Origin of the sequence: Arenimonas caeni (assembly GCF_003024235.1) — a bacterium.
Lineage (GTDB): Bacteria > Pseudomonadota > Gammaproteobacteria > Xanthomonadales > Xanthomonadaceae > Arenimonas > Arenimonas caeni.
Genome location: NZ_KZ679086.1, coordinates 35921 through 56405, shown reverse-complemented (window position 1 = coordinate 56405; position 20485 = coordinate 35921). Strand labels below are relative to the sequence as shown.

The following is a 20485-nucleotide window of genomic DNA, read 5'->3' as shown; positions in this document are numbered from 1 at the left end:
GGTTTACTCGTCGCGGGGGATGGCGAAACGGTAGCCGCGGCCGCGGACGGTTTCGATCGGCTTGATCTCGCCTTCCGGGTCGAGCTTCTTGCGCAGGCGGCCGATGAAGACCTCGAGCACGTTCGAATCACGGTCGAAGTCCTGCTGGTAGATGTGCTCGGTGAGGTCGGCCTTCGAGACCAGCTCGCCGGCATGCAGCATCAGGTACTCGAGCACCTTGTACTCGTAGCTGGTCAGGTCGACGTTGGCGCCATTGACGCTGACCGTCTGGGCCGAGAGGTCCAGGCGCACCGGGCCGCAGTCGAGCGTGGGCTTGGACCAGCCGGCGGCGCGGCGCAGCAGCGCGTTCATGCGCGCCAGCAGTTCCTCGACGTGGAAGGGCTTGACCAGGTAGTCGTCGGCGCCGGACTTGAGGCCCTCGACCTTGTCCTGCCAGCTCGAGCGCGCGGTCAGGATCAGGATCGGGAACTTCTGGCCGGCCTCGCGCAGCGCCTTGACCAGGTCCATGCCCGACATCTTCGGCAGGCCCAGGTCGATGACGGCGATGTCGAACGGAACTTCCTTGCCGTGGTACAGGCCTTCCTCTCCATCGGCGGCGATATCCACGGCAAAACCCTCGCGCTTCAGGCGCGCGGCAAGGGTCTCGCGCAGCGGGGCTTCGTCCTCGACCAGCAGTACTCGCATGGCGTCTCCTTTCGGCGGGAACGGCCCTTCCCGGGCCGGTGGATCAGGTCAGTCGTCCCGGCGGCGGGTGCCGGGATCGGGCTCGGGGCGTCCAGCCTCGCGCTGGTCGGGCCGGCGCGCGCGATCACGCAGCTGCAGGCTGCGGCGATCGGGGCGGTTGGTTTCACGCTGGCTGCGGCTGTGGTTGTCGTGCAGCACGCGCACGCGCCCTTCCGGGGTGAGCACCTTCAGGCGGTAGGTCTCCTGGCCGCCGCGCTGCACGCGCTCGGCGCGCAGCACCCGGCCACCGTCCCGCTCGACCTCGCGGATGCGCTCGCTGGTCTCGGCACGAAGCTGGCGCGCCTCTTCGGCGTGCGCAGGCAGCGCGGCCGCGACGGCAACGACAAGCAGCAAGTGGCGCAGCGCGTTCAGCATCGGCGGGATACTAGCTCCGAGTGGTTGGGCCGGCTAGCCGGCTGACAGGGTGAAGTCTGGTCGAGGGGCAGTGAATCCGATATGAACCCTAATTGCATCAATAAGTTGCGAGAAAACGAGGGTTCACGACTCAGTAGATTTCGGCCACGCAGCAGCGCAAGGAACCGCCGGCCTTCTCGATTTCATCCAGGGGCACCGGGGCCGGCACGAAGCCGGCGCCCGCCAGGGTGTCGCGCTGGGCCTGGACCAGGGCCTCGGCGCCGGCCTGGCTGATGCGCACGCGTCCGGCGCACAGGGCGATGCAGTTGCCGGCGAAAGCCTGCTTCTGCGCCGGCGTCAGTTCGACCACCGCCGGGGCGTAGAGCGCGGCGATGGCCGCCGGCACGGCCGGGTCGGCGAAGCCCGAGGGCGCGATGACCAGAGCGCGGCCCGCCAGCACGCTCATCACCACGTTGGCGTGGTACTCGCCCGGGGCCAGCTCGAACAGCAGGGTGGCGCGCAGGCCCAGGGCCGCGTGCAGCGCCGCGGCGCCGGCTTCGTCGCAGCGCTCGCCGAGGCCGGCGAAGGCGATGCCGCGGGCCCGGTCGATGACCACCGAGCCAGTGAGCTCGCAGAGGCCCGGCGACTGCCGCAGGTCGATTTCGCGATAGCCCAGCAGGCCGGTGAAGAACCCGCGGATGTCGGGCCGCTCGGCCTCGCGCTGGCGCACCGGGTGGCGCATGCGCCCGACCAGCAGGCGGCCGGGCGCGGTGGCGAAGACGTTGTTGGGGAACAGGCCGTCGGGCGCGGCCGGGTCGCCCGGGAAACACAGCACCGGCAGGTCCTGCGCCAGCGCCGCCTGCAGCGCCCGGTGCTGGGCCAGGGCGCGCGCCGGGTCCACGGCCACCGACAGGTCCATGTAGGCGTTGTCGGAGGCCGACTCGGCCGCCAGCGCGAAGCCCTCGGGCGCCACCAGGAAGGCCGCGCGCGCGCAGGCCGGGCCGAAGTCCGGCGCCAGCGTGCGCGCGAACGCCAGGAAGGCGGCCGGGTCGCGGGTGATCACCCCTGGCCCCGGTTCTCGTAGGTCGCGGTGATCGAGGCCCGGGCCAGGGTGTGGAAATGCAGGTTGAAGCCGAACACCGCGCCCGAGTCGTCCGGGCCGACGTCGAGCCGCTCGGTGTCGACCGCGAACACGGTGAAGATGTAGCGGTGCGGGCCGTGGCCCGGCGGCGGTGCGGCGCCGCCGAAACCGGCGTAACCGTAGTCGGTGCGGCCCTGCACCGCGCCCGGCGGCAGGTCGCGGCCGTCGCGGCTGCCGGCGCCGGCGGGCAGTTCGGTGACGTCGGCCGGGAGGTTGGCCACGGTCCAGTGCCAGAAACCCGAACCGGTGGGCGCGTCCGGGTCGTAACAGGTGATGGCGAAGCTGCGGGTGCCGGCCGGCGCGCCGGACCAGCGCAGGTGCGGCGAGGTGTCGCCCATCGCCTTGACGTGCAGGTCGGGCAGCGTGTCGCCGTCCTGGAAGCTGGCGGACGTGAGTCTGAAGCTCATGGCGGGGTCCTCCGTGCGGTTCGCGGGACGCTCATCGTAGCGTTTCGGCCAGCGCCTGCTCGACCAGCTCCCAGCCGGCGCCGGCGCGCGGCGCGCCTTCGCTCAGCACCTGCCGGAACAGGCGCCCGCCCGGCTGGCCGTGGAACAGGCCCAGCAGGTGCCGGCTGATGTGCTTGAGCGCGATGCCGCGCGAAAGGCAGTCCTCGACGTAGGGGCGCAGCCTGCGCAGCAGCGCGGCGCGCTCCTCCGGCGGACGCGCGGGCTCGAACAGCGCACGGTCCATCAGGTGCAGGCGGTAGGGTTCGTGGTAGGCGGCGCGGCCGATCATCACCCCGTCCAGGCCCGGCGACTGCGCCAGGACGTCCTCCACCGTGGCCAGGCCGCCGTTGAGCGACACCCGCAATCCGGGCCGCTCGCGCTTGAGCCGGTGCACCCAGTCGTAGCGCAGCGGCGGGATCTCGCGGTTTTCCTTCGGGCTCAGGCCCTGCAGCCAGGCCTTGCGCGCGTGCACGACGAACACGCCGCAGCCGGCCGCCGCGACGGTGTCGACGAAGGCGCGGAAGACGTCGTAGTCCTCCATCTCGTCCACGCCCAGGCGGCATTTCACGGTCACCGGCACGTGCGCGGGCGCCGCGGCGATCATCGCGGCCACGCAGTCGGCCACCAGCGCCGGCTCCTTCATCAGGCAGGCGCCGAAGCGCCCGGCCTGCACGCGGTCGGACGGGCAGCCGACGTTGAGGTTGACCTCGTCGTAGCCCCAGTCGGCGCCGATGCGGGTGGCCTCGGCCAGGTGGCCGGGATCGGAGCCGCCGAGCTGCAGCGCCACCGGGTGCTCGACCGGGTCGAAGCCCAGCAGGCGATCGCGGTCGCCGTGGATCACCGCCTGGGCGTGCACCATCTCGGTGTACAGGCGCGCGTGCGGCGCCAGCAGCCGGTGGAAGACGCGGCAATGCCGGTCGGTCCAGTCCATCATCGGCGCGACCGACAACCTGTGCGCGTTGGAGTCGTGGGCCTGGCCCGGCATGTCCGCTCACCCGTTCAAGGGCGCGCAGGATACCCGAGCCGGCGCTGGGCCGGCACGGCGGGCGCTATCATCGGCCACGGAACGACTAGGGAGGGGAGCGATGATCGAAGGCCTGGGCATCGGCGCGACGCTGGGCGGCATCGGCCTGTTCCTGCTGGGCATGGTGCTGATGACCGATGGCCTCAAGCAGGCTGCGGGCCCGGCCCTGGGCCGGGTGCTCACCACCTCGACCCAGACCCGGCTGCGCGGCCTGCTCTCGGGTATCACGTTCACCGCGGTGGTGCAGTCCTCGAGCGCGGTGACGGTGGCGGCGATCGGCTTCGTCAACGCCGGCCTTCTCACGTTCTCGCAGTCGCTGTGGGTGCTGTTTGGTTCCAACGTCGGCACCACCGTGACCGGCTGGCTGGTGGCGCTGGTGGGCTTCAAGCTCGACGTCGATGCCGCCGCCATGCCGATGATCGGCCTGGGCATGGCGCTGCGCCTGACCGGCGCCGACACCCGGCGGGCGGCCCTGGGCACGGCGCTCACCGGCTTCGGCGTGCTGTTCCTGGGCATCGGCTTCCTGCAGGAGGCCTTCAGCATCGACGGCGCGGCCCTGGACCTTTCGGGGCTGGGCGGCGCCTATTTCGCCGTGCCGGCCTACGTGCTCGCCGGCGCCCTGCTCACCCTGGTGATGCAGTCCTCGAGCGCCTCGCTGGCGGTCACCCTGACGCTGGCCCACACGGGCTCGCTGTCGGTGACCGACGCCGCCGCGATGGTCATCGGCGCCAACATCGGCACCACCGCCACCGCCATGCTCGCGGCGATCGGCGCCACCGCCAACGCCAAGCGGGCGGCCAGCGCACACGTGCTGTTCAACGTCGTCACCGGCGTGGTGGCCATGTCCATCCTGCCCTGGATGATCCGGGGCATCGGTCTGCTCGGCGACTGGCTCGACCTGGACAACTCGCCGGCCACCGCCCTGGCCCTCTTCCACACCGTCTTCAACGTGCTCGGCGTGCTGCTGATGTGGCCGCTGGCCGACCGGTTGGCGGCGATGCTCCGCCGCCGCTTCCGCGGCCACGACGAATCGGCCGGCCAGCCGCGCTACCTCGACCAGAACGTGGCCTCGGTGCCCTCGCTGGCGGTCGATGCGCTGCGCCGGGAGATCTACCGGCTCGGGCGCAAGGCCATCGTCCAGGCCCGGTCCGGCCTGGCCCGGCTGCAGGGCCAGCCGCCGCTGCCGCGGGACGAGGGCTACGACGCCCTGTCGGGCGCCATCCGCGCCTTCAGCGCCAACGTCGCCCGCGCCTCGATGTCGGAAACCACCGCCGACGCACTGGCCAAGCTGCTGCGCGTGCAGCACTACTTCGACGACTGCCACGAGCGGGGCGCCGGCATCGGCGCCGGCCACGCCGCCTTCGCGGCGCTGGCCGACGGCCCGCTGCGGCTGCACATCCTGGGCCTGGCCCGCGAGGCCGACGACCTGCTGGTCCAGCTCGACCCGGCCCAGGCACCGTTCGCGCCCCTGTCCCCGCAGCAGTCCGAGCGCTTCGAGGCGACGTACGCGGAACTCAAGGAGGCGCTGCTGGCCGCCGGCGCCGACGGCCGCCTGCCGATCGAGTCGATGGACGCGCTGCTGCGCAGCTTCAGCGACCTGCGGCGCACCACGCAGCAGGCCGCCAAGGCCGCCCGGCTGCTGGCCCGGCCCGCGCGCTGAGGGATCTCAGCCCTCGACCGGCTCGCCGTCGGCGTCGGTCACCAGCCGGAAGCGCTGGCCGCGGTAGTAGAAGGTGAAGCGGAACAGCCCCGCGTCCTCGCCCACGCCCCGCTCGCAAAGCGTGGCAATGCGGCGGTCGGCCACCATCGCCGGCACCTGGGCCGGATCCAGGCCCAGGCCCTCGGCCACCAGGCGGGCATCGACCTCCACGGGCGGCGGCTCCGGCAGCAGGGTGACCTGCAGGGCGTCGACGGCCCCGGTTTCCACGCCGGCGGCGTCCAGCGCCTCGGACACGCCGGGCAGGCCGTGCGATTCGTGGTCGTTCCATTCGATGGCCATGGCGGGGCTCCCTCGCGAACTGGGGCCATGTTCCGGCCACCGGCGGCCCGCTTCCCTGACCTGGATCAGGCCGGCCCCCGGCCCCGGGCGTGGCCAGCGCCTAGAATGGGCGCATGGACGAGACGACCACGCTCGACGAAGCCGCCCTGGCCGGCCTCGTCGACGCCTTCTACGACAAGGTCCGGCGCGACCCCGCCCTGGGCCCGGTGTTCAACGACGCCGTGCACGACTGGGACGAGCACAAGCGGCTGCTGACGACGTTCTGGAGCTCGGTGGCGCTGGGCACGCGCAGCTACCGCGGCAACCCGATGGCCGCGCACCAGGCCCGCCAGGACATCACCGCCGACCACTTCCCGCGCTGGCTGGCCCTGTGGCGGGAGACCACCGCCGAGCGCCTTGCCCCGGCCGACGCCGAACGCCTGCAGGGCTATGCCGAACGCATCGGCGAAAGCCTGCGCTACGGGCTGGGGCTGGGGCGCAGCCGCAACGACCTGGGCCTGCCGATCCGCCCGGCCTGAGGCCGGCAACTGACCCCGGTCAAAACCCGGCCCCGGATTCGATGCAAACTGGCGGCCACTCAAACGAAGGAGCCTGGCCATGGATCGCGTCAAGGGAAAGTCCTGCATCGTCACCGGCGCTGCACTCGGCATCGGCCGCGCCTGCGCCGAACGCCTGGCGGAGGAAGGCGGCGCCGTGGCCATCTTCGACCTGCACGACACCGAGGGCGAGGCCGTGGCCGCGGCGCTGCGCGCCAAGGGTGCGCGCGCCCGCTACTGGCACGTTGATGTCGCCGACGAAGCGGCGGTGAAGAAAGCGGTGGACGAAGCCGCGGCCGAATTCGGCGGCCTGCACGTGCTGGTCAACAACGCCGGCATCTCGGGCTCGACCAAGCTTACCCACGAGATCACCGAGGCCGAGTGGGACCGGGTGCAGGCGGTGAACGTCAAGGGCGTGCTGTTTTGCAGCAAGCACACGATCCCGCACATGAAGGCCGCCGGCCACGGCAGCATCATCAACCTCTCGTCCATCTACGGCCTGGTCGGCGCGCCCGACGTGCCGGCCTACCACGCGTCCAAGGGCGCGGTGCGGCTGATGAGCAAGACCGATGCGATGTGCTACGCCGCCGACCGCATCCGCGTGAACTCGGTGCACCCGGGCTTCATCTGGACGCCGATGGTGGAGGGCCACCTCAAGGCCAGCGGCGCCACCCGCGAAGGCGTGGGCAGCCTGCATCCGCTCGGCCACATGGGCGACGTCGACGATATCGCCTGGGGCGTCGTGTACCTGGCCTCGGACGAATCGAAGTTCGTCACCGGCGCCGAGCTGGCGATCGACGGCGGCTACACCGCGCACTGACCTGCCGCACACGCTGCGGCCGGTGCCTTGCCTCAGAGGCGGTGCAGCCGATAGGCCGCCGCCTCGGCCGGCGGTTCGCCGTCGGCGTCGAGCAGCTGCAGGCTGCCGTCGGCCAGCAGCTCGAAGCCCAGGCCGCCGCCTTCGCTGCCCAGGCGATAGCGGGTCGCCTGCGTGCCGCCATCCTGCTCAAGGCGCCAGGCACCCGAGGTGCTGAACACATTGTCGCCCTCGACGCCGAGGTAGGTTTCCTCGAGTTCGAAGGCCTGGCCGGCGTCGTCGCGCCACAGGCGCAGGCGGGTGCGGATGCCGGCGCAGTCGGCGCAGGGCAGCACGCCCTGCCAGGCCAGGTCGAAGGCCTCGCCGTCATCGGCGGCCAGCGCGGCGGCCGCCGGCGGGCCCGCGTCTTCGCCCGCGCGGCCGCAGCCCGCGAGCGCGAGCGCCAGCATGAACGGCAACCAACCGGGAAACGTGATCCGCGCCATGGGGCCCATGCTAACGCTTGCGCGTGCAGGCGGTGTGGCGGCACTTTCGGGGCAACGACGAACGGAGCGCGCCAACCCCGACGGCGTCGCGGGCACGTTCAAGGACTTGCCACCCACCCCAGCGAAGGAGGTGTTCCATGGTCCGCAGCCTGCCCCATCCGTCGTCCGTTCCGCCGCTCGCGCGCCTTGATGCCAAGCGCGTCGCCGGCAATACCCTGGCCATCGCCGTGCACCTGGTCGTGCTCGGCCTGCTGATGCTGCCCTCGAGCTGGTCGCCGCCGGCCGGCAAGCCGAAAAGCGATCCCACCATCGTGCTGTTCGAGCCCGCGCCGAGGCCGGAGATCCCGGCCACCGTGCCGCCCCCGCTGCCCGTCCAGCAGGTGCAGCCGCAGCCGCAGAGCCCGCCGGTGCGGCTCACGCCGACGGTTCCGGCCGCCAGCGACGCGCCCGTGTTCGAGAACGGCGAGATCTTCTCGCCGCCGGACACCGACACCGGCGCCGCGCAAACCAGCTTCGACCCGGGCCCACCCTCGCTGATGACCCTGGCCTATGACGTGGCGCCGGCGCCGCGCTACCCGCGCGAGGCGCTCCGGGCCGGCCACGAGGGCACGGTGATGCTGCGCGTGCTGGTGGACGAGGCCGGCCGGCCGGTCGAAGTGTCGATCGAAGCCAGCAGCGGCCATCGCGAGCTCGACCGCGTCGCGCGCCTGCAGGTGCTCGAGCGCTGGCGCTTCCACCCGGCCCAGCGCGGCGGCCGCGCCGTCGCCGCCTATGCGCTGGTGCCGGTGGTGTTCCGGCTACCCTGAGGCACTGGACACTCACGCCGGTTCGACGGATCGTCGCCGACAGTGGCGACGCCGTCGAACCGGAGTGATCCATGAGAACCGCCCTGCCCCTGCTGGCCGCCCTGCTGGCCGCGCCGCTGGCCCACGCCAGGCCGGCCGACGCCGCGCCGGCCGATGAACCGCGCTGGACCCTGGGCCTGATCGCGATCGAGCGCGACGCGCCCTACCGCCAGCTCGACGAAGACCTGCTGGTGGTGCCGCTGGTGCGCTTCGAGGGCGAGCGCGCCTACCTGCGCGGCCTGCGCGGCGGCTTCCGCCTGGTCGAGCGCGGCCCGCTGGAGTTGAGCGCGTTCGTGCAGGCGCGCGGCGACGGCTACGAGGCCGCCGACTCGCCGTACCTGGCCGGCATGGACGACCGCCGCTTCTCGCTCGATGCTGGCATGGCGCTGGGCTGGCGGGTGCCGCGCGTCGGCCAGTTCGAGGTCTCGGTCGCCACCGACGTGCTCGACCGCAGCGGCGGCGAGGAGCTCGAAGCCTCGTGGACGGGGCTGGTGCGCGCCGGGCAGTGGCGCTTCCTGCCCTCGGTGGCGCTGCGCTGGCAGAGCTCCGACCTGGTGGACTACTACTACGGCGTGCGCCCCGGCGAAGCCCTGCCCGGCCGCCCGGCCTACGAAGGCGACGCCGCGCTGCTGCCCGAGCTTTCGGTGCTGGCCACGCGCCGCCTGGGCGAACGCTGGCAGCTGTTCGCACGCATCGGCCACACCTGGCTGCCCGGCGAGATCACCGACAGCCCGCTGGTCGACGACGACCGCCGCACCAGCGTGATCGTCGGCCTGGGTTACGCGCTGGGCGACTGAGCCGCCACCGCCCGGTCGCGACCCGCGGCCTTGGCCAGGTAGAGCGCGGCGTCGGCGCGCGACACCAGCGATTCCGGCGACTCGCCGGCAAAGGCCTCGGCCACGCCAAGGCTGATCGTCACCGGCGCATCGGGCCAGTCGGCCACGCGGAAGTCGCGGCACAGTCGCTCGGCCACCATCAGCGCCCGCTCCTGGTCGATACCCGGCAGCAGCACCGCGAACTCCTCGCCGCCGTAGCGCGCCGCGAGGTCGCCCGGGCGGATCGCGGCACGCAGCAGCGCACCCGCCAGGCGCAGGGCCCGGTCGCCGGCGAGGTGGCCGTGGGTGTCGTTGTATCGCTTGAAGTTGTCCAGATCGAGCATCAGCAGGCACACGGGCGAGCCGCCCTTGGCGCGGCGCGCCAGAAGCGCCGCCAGGGCTTCATCGAAGGCGCGGCGGTTGCCGACGCCGGTCAGGTCGTCGGTATGGACGCTGGCCTGGAGCTGGCGGCTGTGGGCACGCTCGCGCTCGAGCCGGTCGAGCAGGTCGGCGCCCCACCACACCAGGCCGGTGACGAACAGCCCCGAGGCCACCGCCATCCCGGTGATGGCGGCTCCCTCCGTCAGCCAGTTACGGCCCACGACCAGCTGGGCGACGAAGGCCACGACCACCGGCGCCACCAACGCCGGCCCCAGCGTCCGGCGGCCCAGTTCCCCGCCCAGGCCCGGGCTGGCCAACACCCGCGCCAGGCCACCGCCCGGCTGCGAGACCAGCCAGCCCAGCGCCAGCAGGAAGACGCACACGGCGGTGTTCAGGCCCAGCGGCAGGAAGGGCAACTGCAGGTTTTCCGCACCCATGGCAAAGCCGTAGGCGCTCAGGGCGAACAAGCCGGTCGCCAGCAAGGCCAGCGCCAGGACCTGGGCGAACCAGGCGCCGATGCGCCGGCAGGCCATCAGGCCGATCGAGCCGACCAGCAGGAAGGCGATGGCGGTGAGTTCCGACATCCGGGCCGGTTGGCGACCGACGGCGCTCTCCAACCCATCGGGCAGCAGCAGGTCGTCGATGCCCAGTTCGATGTCGAAAAGGTGCTGCGACAGCGTGGCGGCGCCGAGCAGGCCCACCGCCAGCGAGGCCCAGCCCGACACCCACGGCGGCAGCCTGCCCGGCCGCGCACAGCTTGCCAGCGCCGTGGCCGCCAGGAGCATGCCGATGGCGGTGTTGGGCTTCATCGACACGTGGCCGGGAAGCACGCTGCGCAACAAGGGCAGGTCGAGGAACCAACCGAGCAGCGCCAGCAGGCTGATGATGGCCACGGCGGCCGAGGCCGTCAGCGCCGAACGCTCGAGCCAGCGGGCGTGCTTTCCCCGTTCATCGATCGCGGCCGGTTCCATCGCAACACAGAGTGTTCGAGGGCCCCGGGATTGGCAAGCCCGTTCCGGGCTCAGGCCCCGGCCCGGCCGACGAGCGCCGCCACGGCGGCCGGGATCTGCGCCGGCACGTCGACGCTGGCCATGCGCGCGGCGTCTTCCGGGCCCAGGCCGTGTTCGAGTTCATGCGCCCAGGTGACGTGGTAGGGCATGTGCACGCCCCAGCCGCCCAGCCGCAGCACGGGCTCGATGTCCGAGCGCAGGGAATTGCCCACCATCACGAAGCGCGAGGGCTCGAGCGAGAACTCCGAGAGCACGCGGGCATAGGTGCCGGCGTCCTTCTCGGAGACGATCTCGATGCGCCGGAACAGGTCGGCCAGGCCGCAGGCGCGCACCTTGGCCTCCTGGTGGAACAGGTCGCCCTTGGTGATCAGCACCACCGGCAGTTCGCGCGCCACGGCCTCGACCGCGGCGCGGATGCCCGGCAGCAGCTCGACCGGATGCGACAGGATGGCCTTGCCCAGTTCGACGATGCGATGGATGTCGGCGGCCACGATGCGCTGGCCGGTGAGCGCGATGGCCGTTTCCACCATCGACAGCGTCATGCCCTTGGCGCCGTAGCCGAAGAGCCGGATGTTGCGCTGCTCGGTCTCGAGCAGGCGCTCGTGCAGGCCTGCGTCGGCGAGGTCGAGGTACTTGCCGACGATGGCCTCGAACTCGGCGTGGGCCGCGCGGAAATAACCCTCGCTGTGCCAGAGCGTGTCGTCGCCGTCGAAGCCGACCAGGCCGATGGGCGCAGCCATGGGGATCACTGCCCGACCGGACGGTCGGACAGCGGCCCGGTGCCGCCGATCACCACGCTGCCCACGCGCAGCCGGTAGAGGGCGTCATGCGGTTTTCCGAAGACCTGGTCGGTGGCCTCGCCCAGCGCCGGGCCGGGGCCGTCGGCCAGCAGGTAGCTCGCGCAGGCGTCGCCGAAGGCGGCCGAACGCTCCAGCCGGTGCTGCCCGAGACGCTGGCCGGTGATGCGCTGCGGCGCATCGCCCAGCGCGACCACGGCGCGCAATTCGGTTTCCGGGCCCGGGCGGACGTGCCAGGCGGTGGCGTCGGGCGCGGTCATCAGCAGGGCCACCGGGCCCGGCACCAGCACGTCGACGCGGCGGATCGACTCGCGCCCGGGCTCGGCGTCCGGCACCGGCTCGCCGCCATCGACCACGAACAGGCGCGCGGCCACCGGCAGCGACAGGCCCGGCACGTGGCAACGGCTCCAGTCGACCCCGGCCGGGGCGCTGGCCACGACCTCGCCGGCCGGTGCGGCCTCGGGCGCGGGCGCGCCCTCGCCGCAGGCGGCAAGCAGGCAAACCAGGGGTAACAGGAGCAGGCGTGGCGTCATGCCGTTGTACCGTGGTGGACGACTGGCCCGAAGGATAACCGCTCGCGACGGCGCGGCGGTTCAGCCGGTGGGCCGGCGCGCGCGCACCCGCTCGCGATGCACCATGTAAAGGCCGCTGGCGACGATGATGCCGGCGCCGAAGAAGGTCCAGCCGTCGGGAAGCGCCTGCCAGATCAGCAGGTCCAGCCCCAGGCCCCAGGCCAGGGCGCTGTATTCGAACGGCGCCACCACCGAAGCTTCGCCGGCGCGGAAGGCCTCGGTGATCGCCACCTGGCCGAGGAAGCCCGTGACGCCCACGCCGGCGATGACCCAGGCATCGGCCATGCGCAACGGCACCCAGCCCGGCCAGGCCAGCAGGCCCGCGCCGACGGCCGTCATCACCAGCATCCAGAACACCATCGATTGGGCGCTGTCGGTGCGGTGCATCACCCGCACCATGATGGCCGACAGCGCGTAACCGGTGGCCGCGACGACCACCGCCAGGCCGGCCCAGCCGAACACGCCTTCGCCGGTGGGCCGGAGCACGACCAGCACACCGAGCAGGCCCACGCCGATCGCCGCCCAGCGCCGCGGGCCGACGGTTTCGCCCAGCATCGGCACCGACAGCGCGGTGATCAGCAGCGGCGCGACGAAGAAGATCGAATAGGCGCTGGTGAGCGGCATGCCCTTGAGCGCGAAAGCGAAGCTCGAGAGCATCATGATCGACAGCGCCGCGCGCAGCAGGTGCAGGCCCCAGCGCACTTTCAGCAGCCCGGCCGCGGCGCCCGTGGCCAGCACCCAGGCCGTCACCAGCGGCACGCCGGAAAGCGCGCGCAGCGCCGCCACCTGCATCGGTGGGTAGTGCCCGGAGAGGTGCTTGAGGCCGCCGTCCATCAGCGAGAACAGGCCGACGGCCAGCAGCATCGCGACGATGCCGCGCAGGTTCGAGGAAGCTTGCATGCCCGTATTGTCGCCGCAGCGCCGCCCTGCTGCTCGCCCGGCGGCCGCCCGCGGCCGGGCCTGGTTCAGCCATCGCGGGCACAGGCCCGGGCCACCCGGGCATCCAGTTCCGAACGCTCCTTGAAGCCGAGCCGGTTCCATTGCCGGTCGCGCAGTTCGTCGGCTTCGCGACGGGCCCGGTCGCAGCGGGCACGCCGCGGATCCGGACGAGCGGGTGGCGCCTGCGCGCGCGACCCGGCGCGGACCGGGCCGGCCACCGCAGGTGCGGGCGCTGCCGCCGCCACCGGCGCCGGCGGCGGCAGCGCCTTGACCGGCTGGACCCAGGCCTCGTCGGCGCCGGGTGCGCAGGGCTGGTCCTGGTAGCTGACCGCCCCGGCCGGAGAAACGCACTTGCGCAAGTGCGGGCCGGGACCGGTGGCGCCGGCCAGCGTCAGCGCGGCAACGAGCAACAGGGTGCGGGACATGCGGGCCTCCTTGCGCGGGAGTCCATTGCATCCCGGCACCCGGGACCACGTCGCCCGGACAAGGGCTGGCGCGCGGGTGCGAAACCCGCCCGGCGAAGCCGTGGAATCAGGCCGTCAGGAGCGGTAGACGTCGGCGCACTGCGCCACCACCCAGGCGCGCAGGTCGGCCTGCTGGGTTTCGGTCAGGCGCAGGAATTCCTTGGCCAGCACCGCATCGGAGAAGTCGTGCGCCTGGGTGCAGGCACTCTTGGTGGGCGGCCTCTCCCCGGTCGCCTCGGCCGCCTGCCGGCGCGCCTCCTGCTCGCGGCGCTCCGCCTCCGCCAGCCGGGCCTGTTCGGCCGCCCTTGCCTCCTCGGCCGCGCGGCGCGCCTCGGCGTCGGCGATCGCCGCGCGTGCCGCCAGCTCCTCGGCGCTCGGCCCCGGCTCGGGCGTGGCGTCGCGTTTCCAGACCTGGGTGGTGCCGGCCGGGCAGGGGTCGGACTGGATGCTGATCGCTGCGCCCGGCCCCTCGCACTTGTACAGCGATTCGGCCGCGACCGGCCCCGCGGCAAGCCCGCCGAGGCTCCAGAGGATCAGGATCGGGACAGCAGTCTTGGGCATCGGTGGATTCCGGACGGGCACGGCCTGGCCAACTTTACCCCGCGACGCGGTTCCTGCCGGCGCCCTTGGCCTCGTAGAGCCGCTTGTCGGCCTCCTCGACCAGCATGCCCGGCTCGAGGCCGGGCGCCGGGTACAGCGTGGCCACGCCCAGGCTGATCGTCACCACGCCGCCGTCCGGCGGACGGCCGGCATGCTCCAGCGCCAGGTCCTCGACCCGCCGGCGCAGGTGCTCGGCGACGGCGCGCGCCGCCTCGGCATCGGCGCCGGCGAGGACCACGACGAACTCCTCGCCGCCATAGCGTGCGACCAGGTCGCCGCCCTGGCGCACACCTTCCCTGAGTGCGCGGGCCACCTGCTGCAGGCAGACATCGCCGGCGACGTGGCCGTAGTGGTCGTTGTAGCGCTTGAAGAAATCGATGTCGGCCATGACCAGCGACAGCGGCCCGCCGTGGCGCAGGGCACGCTCCCATTCGCGCACCAGGCCCTCGTCGAAACTGCGCCGGTTGGCGATGCCGGTGAGGCCGTCGGTGGCCGAGAGTTCGCGCAGCCGCTCCTCCAGCGCCTTCCTGGCCGAGAGATCCTGCAGCACCAGCACCAAATGCTCGACGACCCCGCCCCTGCCACGCACGACCTCGGCGATCGCGCCCACCGGGATCTTCCGGCCATCGGCGCGGGTGAGCTCGATCTCCTCCTCCCAGTGGTTGGCATCGAGGATCCCCGCCTCGGCCCGCTCCCGCAGCTCCGGACTGGCCTGGATGGCATGCGGCAAGGTGCCCACGACTTCGGAGGCGCGCCGGCCGGTCAGCAACTCGTAGGCCGAGTTGGCGCGCAGCACGCGCATCTGCGGATCCAGCACCAGGATCGCCTCGCTGGTGTGGCGCACCACCACGTCGGCGAGCCGGAGTTCCTCCTGCGCCGCCTCGAGCGCCCCGACCTGCTGCGCCAGCCTGGCCCCGGCCTGGGCCAGGCGCAGGGACGAGCGGCGCTGCAGGTGCAGGCCGAGCATGAACAGCGCGACCAGCGACAGCACGAGCACCGAAATGAGGATGCCGAAGTTGCGGTAGCGCGACTGGGCGTCGAGCCACTCCTCGTAGGCCATGTCGATGCCCAGCACGGCCAGTACCCGCCCGTCCCCATCGAGCACCGGCGCCAGCGCGCTGACCCATTCACCCCAGTCGTCCTGGATGACCTCGGAGAACATCGGATGCAGGCCATCCATCACCTTGCCCAGGTTCTCGGACGGCCCGTCGTAGACATCGCCGGGCCTCGAGTAGTCTGGCGAGGACGGATCCTCCGCATCGGCCAGGAACAGGAAGCGTTGATCGCCCTCCCCGACCGGTCGCATCAGGTAGACGAAGCGGAATTCGGGGTTGGCGTCGAGGACGGCGCGCAGGTGGGCACGCACCGATTCGTAGGCTGGCGTTCCGAGATCATCCGGATCGCCCCGCAGCGCGGCCACGTCACCGGCATCGACCACGGCGGCGGCGGTCTGCACCAGGCCGATGCCATGGCGATGCTCGAGGTCCGCGCCGAAAGCCGCCATCTGCCGCACGAACCACACCGAGGCCAGCAGGCAGATGCCAAACAGCAGCCAGCCCAGCCACAGCGGACTGCGCAGGTCTTGTGGCGCCGGCGGAACCGCGGATTGGTTGTCGGCCATGGCGCCAGTCTAATCGCCCGGATGGCAGCGTACAGGCCCCGGTCCCGGCGGACTCATGGGGTCATCGCTTCGGGTGGTCCTGCACCCGCCGGGCCCAGGCGGCCCGCACCGCCCCCTCGCCGTGCAGGCGCTCGAGCCGGCGCACGATGAAGTGGCCGCGCGCCGCCGACTGGAAGTGGCGCATGAAGATCAGGTTGAGCGTGGCACCGGTGGCCGCACCCACCAGCGGCGCGGCCTGCGCCAGCGCCTTCTGGGTGACGGGGATCGAAAAGCGGCCGGCGATGCCGTTCACCAGCTGCACGATGGCGGGCGCACTGCCGCCGCCCATTCCGCTGGCCGCGTAGCGGGTGGCGGCGGTGACCTGCTGGGCCAGCGCCGCGCGCGTGGCGAAATAACCCGACTCGGCGCCGTCGTCGTCGGGCCGGGTGCCTCCCAGGGCCAGCACCTGCAGGCAGTCGAGCCGCGTTTCCGGCTCGCCGGGCGCGGCGCCCTCGCTGCGGGCGATGTCGGCGATCGAGCGCAGCATGGTGGCCGTGGTCACGGGCAGTTCCACCAGCAGGCCCGGCAGCCCGAAAAAACCACCCACCGCGCCGGTACCGGCCACCGCCACCTGGTGCAGGCGCAGGCTGGCATCGCCGGGCGAATCGTCGCGCAGGGTGCGGCGCGCGGCCTCGAAGGCCACCTCCACCGCCTTGCGCGCCGCCTTGTCCACGAGCCGGCTCGCCGGGCCCGGCAGCCCGCGCATCAGGCTCTCGATCGGTGCACCGATGACGTTCGCCAGCTGCATGGCGAGCCCGGGCGACTCGAGCAGCCGGCGCGCACGCTCGAGCTCGGCCTGGTCGGCCTCCGGCAGCGCCCTGACGAGCCCGGTCATGGCGACATGGGTCAGGGCGAGGCCACGCCGTCGGGCGAGGCGCTGTCGACGATGGTGGCGCGGCTCAGGCCTTCAGGCAGGCCCGCGGACTCGCCGGCGTGGGCGGCATTGAAGGCATCGGTGTCCACGCGCTCACGCGACTGGCTGCTGGAGAAGCTGACCGGCACGTGGTGCACGCCGCCCAGCGGCACGCCGTCAATGGTTTCGACGAGGCGGCAGCAGCCTGAGAGCGTATCGATCGCCGCTTTCTCGAACTGGCGCTGGTAGCGCGACGCGCGGCGCGAGGTGAACTCGGTGGCCACCACTTCCGCGCGCATGCGGTCGGCACCGGCCTGCGGGGCGAGCTCGACGCGAACCATCAGCGCCGCGCCCGCACCGTCGCGCAGCGCCTCGTATGGATACCGGGGCATTTGCTTGACGAAGGGATCGGCCTTGGGCTGGCCCACCGTGTACTGCACCTGCCCGCCCACGTTCTGCGCGGTGAAGGGCACCGACAGCGACAGTTCGCTGGGCACGGCCTCGCCGTCGCGGCTGGCCGGCGCGAAGGCGAGCGCGGCCACGCGCTCGCGCACGGCCACCTGCGCCTCGGCGGGCAGGTCGTCGGCGATGCGCGGCTCGCCGGCCTGGCCCGCGGCATCCACGGGCACCAGCACCTGCAGGTTCATGCGCAGCTGCGGGCCTGCCTCGGGCGCACCCGTGGCCGTGGCCGGCGCGGCCGAGACGAGGAAGGAGAGAACCAGGGTGGAAAGCACTCGCATGGGCGACTCCGGGGGTATTTTCGCGACTTTAGCCCGCCGGGCAAGTCAAGCAAACCGTTCACGGACGGGCCGCAAACCATCGTTCCAGGCAACCCCTCGCCCCTGCCCGCGACTTCGGCGATGCTGGAGGCTGCAAGGAGACCGTGATGAACGAACGCATCCGCCATACGCCCTTCCTCGACCGCCTGCGCACCGCCGAACAGGCGGCCGGGCTGATCCACCCGGGCGACACCGTGGCCATGAGCGGCTTCACCGGTGCCGGCTACCCCAAGGCCGTGCCCGGCGCCCTGGCCGAACGCATCCAGCGTGCCCACGCCCAGGGCCTGCCTTTCCAGGTGCGGGTGCTCACCGGTGCCTCCACCGCCCCCGAACTCGACGGCGTGCTGGCGCGGGCCAACGGCATCGAGCTGCGCCTGCCCTACCAGTCCGACCCGGTGGTGCGCGAGCAGATCAACCGCGGCGAACTCGATTACCTCGACATCCACCTGAGCCACGTGGCGCAGCACGCCTGGTTCGGCTACTTCGGCAAGATCGACGTGGCGGTGGTGGAAGTGACCGGTGTGCTCGAAGACGGCCGGCTGGTGCCGTCCTCGTCGGTGGGCAACAACAAGACCTGGCTCGAGCAGGCCGACCGGGTGATCCTCGAGGTCAACCGCTGGCAACCGGCGGCGCTCGAGGGCATGCACGACATCTACTACGGCACGGCGCTGCCGCCGGATCGCAAGCCCATTCCGCTGCTGCGCCCGGACGACCGCATCGGCGAGCCCTACCTGCGCGTGGACCCGGCCAAGGTGGTGGCGGTGGTGGAGACCGACGCCCCCGACCGCAACTCCGCGTTCTCGCCGCCCGACGAGGCCTCGCGGGCGATCGCCGGGCACCTGCTCGAGTTCCTCGACCACGAGGTGCGCCGCGGCCGGCTCACGCCGCAGCTGCTGCCGCTGCAGTCGGGCGTGGGCAACATCGCCAACGCCGTGCTGGCCGGCCTGGCCGAGGGCGGCTACCGCGGCCTGACGGCCTTCACCGAGGTGATCCAGGACGGCATGCTGACGCTGCTGCGCGAGGGCGTGCTGCGCATGGCCTCGGCCACCTCGTTCTCGCTCAGCCCCGAGGGCATCGCCGAGTTCAACCGGGACGTGGATTTCTACCGCGAGCGCATCGTGCTGCGGCCGCAGGAGATGTCCAACCATCCCGAGCTGATCCGGCGCCTGGGCTGCATCGCCATGAACGGCATGATCGAGGCCGACATCTACGGCCACGTCAATTCGACCCACGTGGCCGGCACGAAGATCATGAACGGCATTGGCGGCAGCGGCGACTTCGCCCGCAACGGCTACCTGTCGGTGTTCATGTCGCCGAGCACGGCCAAGGGCGGGGCGATTTCCTCGATCGTGCCGATGGCCAGCCATGTCGACCACACCGAGCACGACGTGATGGTGCTGGTGACCGAACAGGGCCTGGCCGACCTGCGCGGCCTGTCGCCCAAGCAGCGCGCGCGCCTGGTGATCGGGCGCTGTGCGCACCCGGAGTTCCGGCCGATGCTGCAGGACTACTTCGACCGCGCCTGCCGCGACAGCTTCGGCAAGCACGCGCCGCACCTGCTCGGCGAGGCGCTGTCCTGGCACGACCGGTTCGTGCGCACCGGCAGCATGAAGCCCTGACGCGGATCGCTCAGGCGCGGCGCAGCGCCGTGAAACGCAGGCCGGCGCGGTGCTGGAAGCCCATGGCCTCGTACAGGCCGAGCGCACGCGTGTTCGAAGGGCTGACGTGCAGGAAGGGCGCCAGGCCTTCGTCCAGCAGCCGGTTGCACAGGTAGGCGGTGAGCCGGCGCGCATGGCCGCGACCCAGGTGCTCGGGATGGGTGCAGATGGCGCTCACCTCGCGGTGGCCGGGCGGGCCCATGCGCTCGCCGGCGATCGCCACCAGCTGGTCACCGTGGAACATGCCGAAGTAGCGGCCCATCGCCATGGCGCGCGGGCGGAAATAATGCGGGTAGACCAGGGCCACGAGTTCGAGCAGCTGCTCGTGCCGCTCGGGCCCGAGCTCGACGATTTCCGGCCCCGGCGTTTCCGCCAGCGGCGCCGGGCAGACCATCTGCACCAGGGTGAACTGCGGCTCGAGCACGAAGCCCGGCGGCACGACCGGGTGGGGTCCGATCACCAGCACCGTGTCGCCTTCGGGCGCCAGCGCCGCCAGCGGGTCCGGGTCATCCAGGCCGTCGCGCGGCACGCCGAGGAAGGGCGCGATGTCGGACGGATAGCGCAGCACCTCGCCCGCCGACCGTGCGAGCGGGTGGTGGCGATGGGCCAGCGAGTCGTAGGCCGGGTTGTCGAGCGGATGCGATGCCATGCGGCGCGAGTGTCGCGCCGCGGCGGCTGGGCGTGAAGTGCCGGAAGCCCGGGTTCAGGCCGGGAGGTTCGGGTCGCCGGGCTGGAAGCTGAGCTCTTCGATCTCGTCGAAAGCCTTGGAATCGAGCAGGCCGTCGTCGAATTCGAACTCCTCGGGAGCCGGGGCGGTCTGCCAGTCCTGCACCAGCTGGCGGGCCTCCTCGGCCTCGGCGTCCTCGACCACGACGCGGATCTGCAGGGTGGTGGCCACCGCGCCGGCGGGGTCGGCCACGTTGGGGCCGAAGATGTGCGCGGCGATGCCCGAGGTCACCAGGAGTTCCTGGACCAGCTGGGCGTCGAGGTCGGTCTGGGCGATGTAAACGGGGATCACGGCCGGTCCCTCAATGGATGGGTCCGGGGAGTCATTGGGCGCCCGAACGCCCCCTCAAACCGTGAAATGCGTCACAGTTTGTCCCGTTTCCGGGCGGATGGTCACCTCGGGCTGACCAACGGGTGCGGCGATCTTCACGAGGGCTTATCCTTTCACCTTGGCTCCGACAGGGGGAGCTGGCCCCGGAGTCCAATACGCATGTCCACGCTCAAGGCGATCAACGCGCAGGTCATCGCGCCCCAGGAAAGCCCCGACGCCATTCCGCTCACGCTCAAGGCCGGCGACACGGTGTTCGTGCGCCACGCCCACCCGGATCGCCCGGGTTACGTCTGGGCCGAGGACGGCCAGCTCAGCGCCGGCTGGGTGCCGCTGGACATCATCAGCACCAACGGCGGCCAGCCCCACGCCACCGCCGAATACTGCAGCGCCGAACTCACCGTCGAACCCGGCGACACCGTGCGCCTGATCTGGGAAGACCCGAAGCACGGCGCGTGCTGGTGCGAGGACCGGCACAGCGAGCGTGGCTGGATCCGCAACGAGAACCTGCGGTTCGAAAACGAAGGCTGAGG

25 protein-coding genes are annotated in these 20485 nt (G+C 72.1%); 7 read left to right on the top strand and 18 right to left on the bottom strand.

From position 1 onward, the window contains the following. Window positions 1-3: 3 nt before the first annotated feature. From C6N40_RS04465 to dusA, 5 genes are all read right to left on the bottom strand, one after another. Complete coding sequence (locus C6N40_RS04465; RefSeq protein ID WP_106989813.1) at window positions 4-684, bottom strand: response regulator transcription factor; 681 nt, start codon at window positions 682-684, stop codon at window positions 4-6. A gap of 48 nt (window positions 685-732) precedes the next feature. Next, the gene (locus C6N40_RS04460; RefSeq protein ID WP_106989812.1) at window positions 733-1098 is read right to left on the bottom strand and encodes a hypothetical protein; all 366 of its coding nucleotides are present in this window, start codon (window positions 1096-1098) and stop codon (window positions 733-735) included. Window positions 1099-1228: 130 nt separating this feature from the next. Further along, entirely contained in the window at window positions 1229-2140 is a 912-nt protein-coding gene (locus tag C6N40_RS04455; RefSeq protein WP_106989811.1) for an arginine deiminase-related protein, read from the bottom strand. Continuing rightward, window positions 2137-2625: a YbhB/YbcL family Raf kinase inhibitor-like protein gene (locus tag C6N40_RS04450; protein WP_106989810.1), complete on the bottom strand. Its 489-nt coding sequence runs from the start codon at window positions 2623-2625 to the stop codon at window positions 2137-2139. The genes C6N40_RS04455 and C6N40_RS04450 overlap by 4 nt, the downstream gene beginning before the upstream one ends. Before the next feature lie 31 nt (window positions 2626-2656). Next, a complete protein-coding gene (dusA, locus tag C6N40_RS04445) occupies window positions 2657-3649 on the bottom strand; it encodes a tRNA dihydrouridine(20/20a) synthase DusA (protein ID WP_106989809.1) in 993 nt (330 codons plus the stop codon). Window positions 3650-3749: 100 nt separating this feature from the next. On the opposite strand from dusA, the gene C6N40_RS04440 reads away from it, so the two are divergent. Further along, a complete protein-coding gene (locus C6N40_RS04440) occupies window positions 3750-5348 on the top strand; it encodes a Na/Pi cotransporter family protein (protein ID WP_106989808.1) in 1599 nt (532 codons plus the stop codon). A gap of 6 nt (window positions 5349-5354) precedes the next feature. On the opposite strand, the gene C6N40_RS04435 is transcribed toward C6N40_RS04440, so the two are convergent. Next, window positions 5355-5687, bottom strand: coding sequence for a DUF6522 family protein (locus C6N40_RS04435; protein ID WP_106989807.1), 333 nt, complete (start codon window positions 5685-5687; stop codon window positions 5355-5357). A gap of 113 nt (window positions 5688-5800) precedes the next feature. Between C6N40_RS04435 and C6N40_RS04430 the strand changes: the two genes are divergently transcribed. Next, complete coding sequence (locus C6N40_RS04430) at window positions 5801-6205, top strand: group III truncated hemoglobin (protein WP_106989806.1); 405 nt, start codon at window positions 5801-5803, stop codon at window positions 6203-6205. Between the two features lie 79 nt (window positions 6206-6284). Then, window positions 6285-7043 (top strand): SDR family NAD(P)-dependent oxidoreductase, encoded by a 759-nt coding sequence (locus C6N40_RS04425; RefSeq protein WP_106989805.1) that lies wholly within the window; start codon window positions 6285-6287, stop codon window positions 7041-7043. 32 nt (window positions 7044-7075) lie between these two features. Here the strand turns inward: C6N40_RS04425 and C6N40_RS04420 are convergent, their stop codons facing one another. Continuing rightward, window positions 7076-7525 carry a copper resistance protein NlpE gene (locus C6N40_RS04420; RefSeq protein ID WP_162782079.1) on the bottom strand — a complete coding sequence of 150 codons (450 nt, stop codon included), beginning with the start codon at window positions 7523-7525 and terminating at the stop codon, window positions 7076-7078. Window positions 7526-7662: 137 nt separating this feature from the next. Here C6N40_RS04420 and C6N40_RS04415 point away from each other — a divergent pair, with 137 nt between their 5' ends. Together C6N40_RS04415 and C6N40_RS04410 are read left to right on the top strand one after the other, a co-directional pair. Continuing rightward, on the top strand, window positions 7663-8331 hold the full coding sequence (locus C6N40_RS04415) for an energy transducer TonB (RefSeq protein WP_106989804.1): 669 nt from the start codon (window positions 7663-7665) through the stop codon (window positions 8329-8331). A gap of 71 nt (window positions 8332-8402) precedes the next feature. Next, the gene (locus C6N40_RS04410; protein ID WP_106989803.1) at window positions 8403-9167 is read left to right on the top strand and encodes a MipA/OmpV family protein; all 765 of its coding nucleotides are present in this window, start codon (window positions 8403-8405) and stop codon (window positions 9165-9167) included. On the opposite strand, the gene C6N40_RS04405 is transcribed toward C6N40_RS04410, so the two are convergent. The 9 genes from C6N40_RS04405 to C6N40_RS04365 all read right to left on the bottom strand — a co-directional run bounded on the left by C6N40_RS04405 (window position 9149) and on the right by C6N40_RS04365 (window position 17201). Next, a complete protein-coding gene (locus C6N40_RS04405) occupies window positions 9149-10537 on the bottom strand; it encodes a GGDEF domain-containing protein (protein WP_106989802.1) in 1389 nt (462 codons plus the stop codon). The two genes, C6N40_RS04410 and C6N40_RS04405, sit on opposite strands and share 19 nt — an antisense overlap. A gap of 50 nt (window positions 10538-10587) precedes the next feature. Beyond that, complete coding sequence (locus C6N40_RS04400) at window positions 10588-11316, bottom strand: HAD family hydrolase (RefSeq protein WP_106989801.1); 729 nt, start codon at window positions 11314-11316, stop codon at window positions 10588-10590. A 5-nt stretch (window positions 11317-11321) separates the two neighbouring features. Continuing rightward, window positions 11322-11906, bottom strand: coding sequence for a hypothetical protein (locus C6N40_RS04395; RefSeq protein ID WP_106989800.1), 585 nt, complete (start codon window positions 11904-11906; stop codon window positions 11322-11324). Between the two features lie 60 nt (window positions 11907-11966). Then, the gene (locus tag C6N40_RS04390; protein WP_162782078.1) at window positions 11967-12845 is read right to left on the bottom strand and encodes a DMT family transporter; all 879 of its coding nucleotides are present in this window, start codon (window positions 12843-12845) and stop codon (window positions 11967-11969) included. A 65-nt stretch (window positions 12846-12910) separates the two neighbouring features. Continuing rightward, window positions 12911-13309 (bottom strand): hypothetical protein, encoded by a 399-nt coding sequence (locus C6N40_RS04385; protein ID WP_106989799.1) that lies wholly within the window; start codon window positions 13307-13309, stop codon window positions 12911-12913. Between the two features lie 114 nt (window positions 13310-13423). Beyond that, complete coding sequence (locus tag C6N40_RS04380) at window positions 13424-13909, bottom strand: hypothetical protein (RefSeq protein ID WP_106989798.1); 486 nt, start codon at window positions 13907-13909, stop codon at window positions 13424-13426. Between the two features lie 34 nt (window positions 13910-13943). Further along, window positions 13944-15569 carry a sensor domain-containing diguanylate cyclase gene (locus C6N40_RS14535; RefSeq protein WP_106989797.1) on the bottom strand — a complete coding sequence of 542 codons (1626 nt, stop codon included), beginning with the start codon at window positions 15567-15569 and terminating at the stop codon, window positions 13944-13946. Window positions 15570-15630: 61 nt separating this feature from the next. Beyond that, window positions 15631-16422: an EcsC family protein gene (locus tag C6N40_RS04370; protein ID WP_425477660.1), complete on the bottom strand. Its 792-nt coding sequence runs from the start codon at window positions 16420-16422 to the stop codon at window positions 15631-15633. A 32-nt stretch (window positions 16423-16454) separates the two neighbouring features. Beyond that, entirely contained in the window at window positions 16455-17201 is a 747-nt protein-coding gene (locus tag C6N40_RS04365; RefSeq protein WP_106989795.1) for a hypothetical protein, read from the bottom strand. A gap of 146 nt (window positions 17202-17347) precedes the next feature. Between C6N40_RS04365 and scpC the strand changes: the two genes are divergently transcribed. Further along, window positions 17348-18859 carry a succinyl-CoA:acetate CoA-transferase ScpC gene (gene scpC, locus C6N40_RS04360; RefSeq protein WP_106989794.1) on the top strand — a complete coding sequence of 504 codons (1512 nt, stop codon included), beginning with the start codon at window positions 17348-17350 and terminating at the stop codon, window positions 18857-18859. A 10-nt stretch (window positions 18860-18869) separates the two neighbouring features. Here the strand turns inward: scpC and C6N40_RS04355 are convergent, their stop codons facing one another. Together C6N40_RS04355 and C6N40_RS04350 are read right to left on the bottom strand one after the other, a co-directional pair. Next, entirely contained in the window at window positions 18870-19547 is a 678-nt protein-coding gene (locus C6N40_RS04355; protein WP_106989793.1) for a GNAT family N-acetyltransferase, read from the bottom strand. A 54-nt stretch (window positions 19548-19601) separates the two neighbouring features. Continuing rightward, window positions 19602-19916, bottom strand: coding sequence for a putative signal transducing protein (locus tag C6N40_RS04350; protein WP_162782077.1), 315 nt, complete (start codon window positions 19914-19916; stop codon window positions 19602-19604). A 198-nt stretch (window positions 19917-20114) separates the two neighbouring features. On the opposite strand from C6N40_RS04350, the gene C6N40_RS04345 reads away from it, so the two are divergent. Beyond that, complete coding sequence (locus C6N40_RS04345; RefSeq protein WP_106989791.1) at window positions 20115-20483, top strand: hypothetical protein; 369 nt, start codon at window positions 20115-20117, stop codon at window positions 20481-20483. The last annotated feature ends 2 nt before the right edge of the window (window positions 20484-20485 follow it).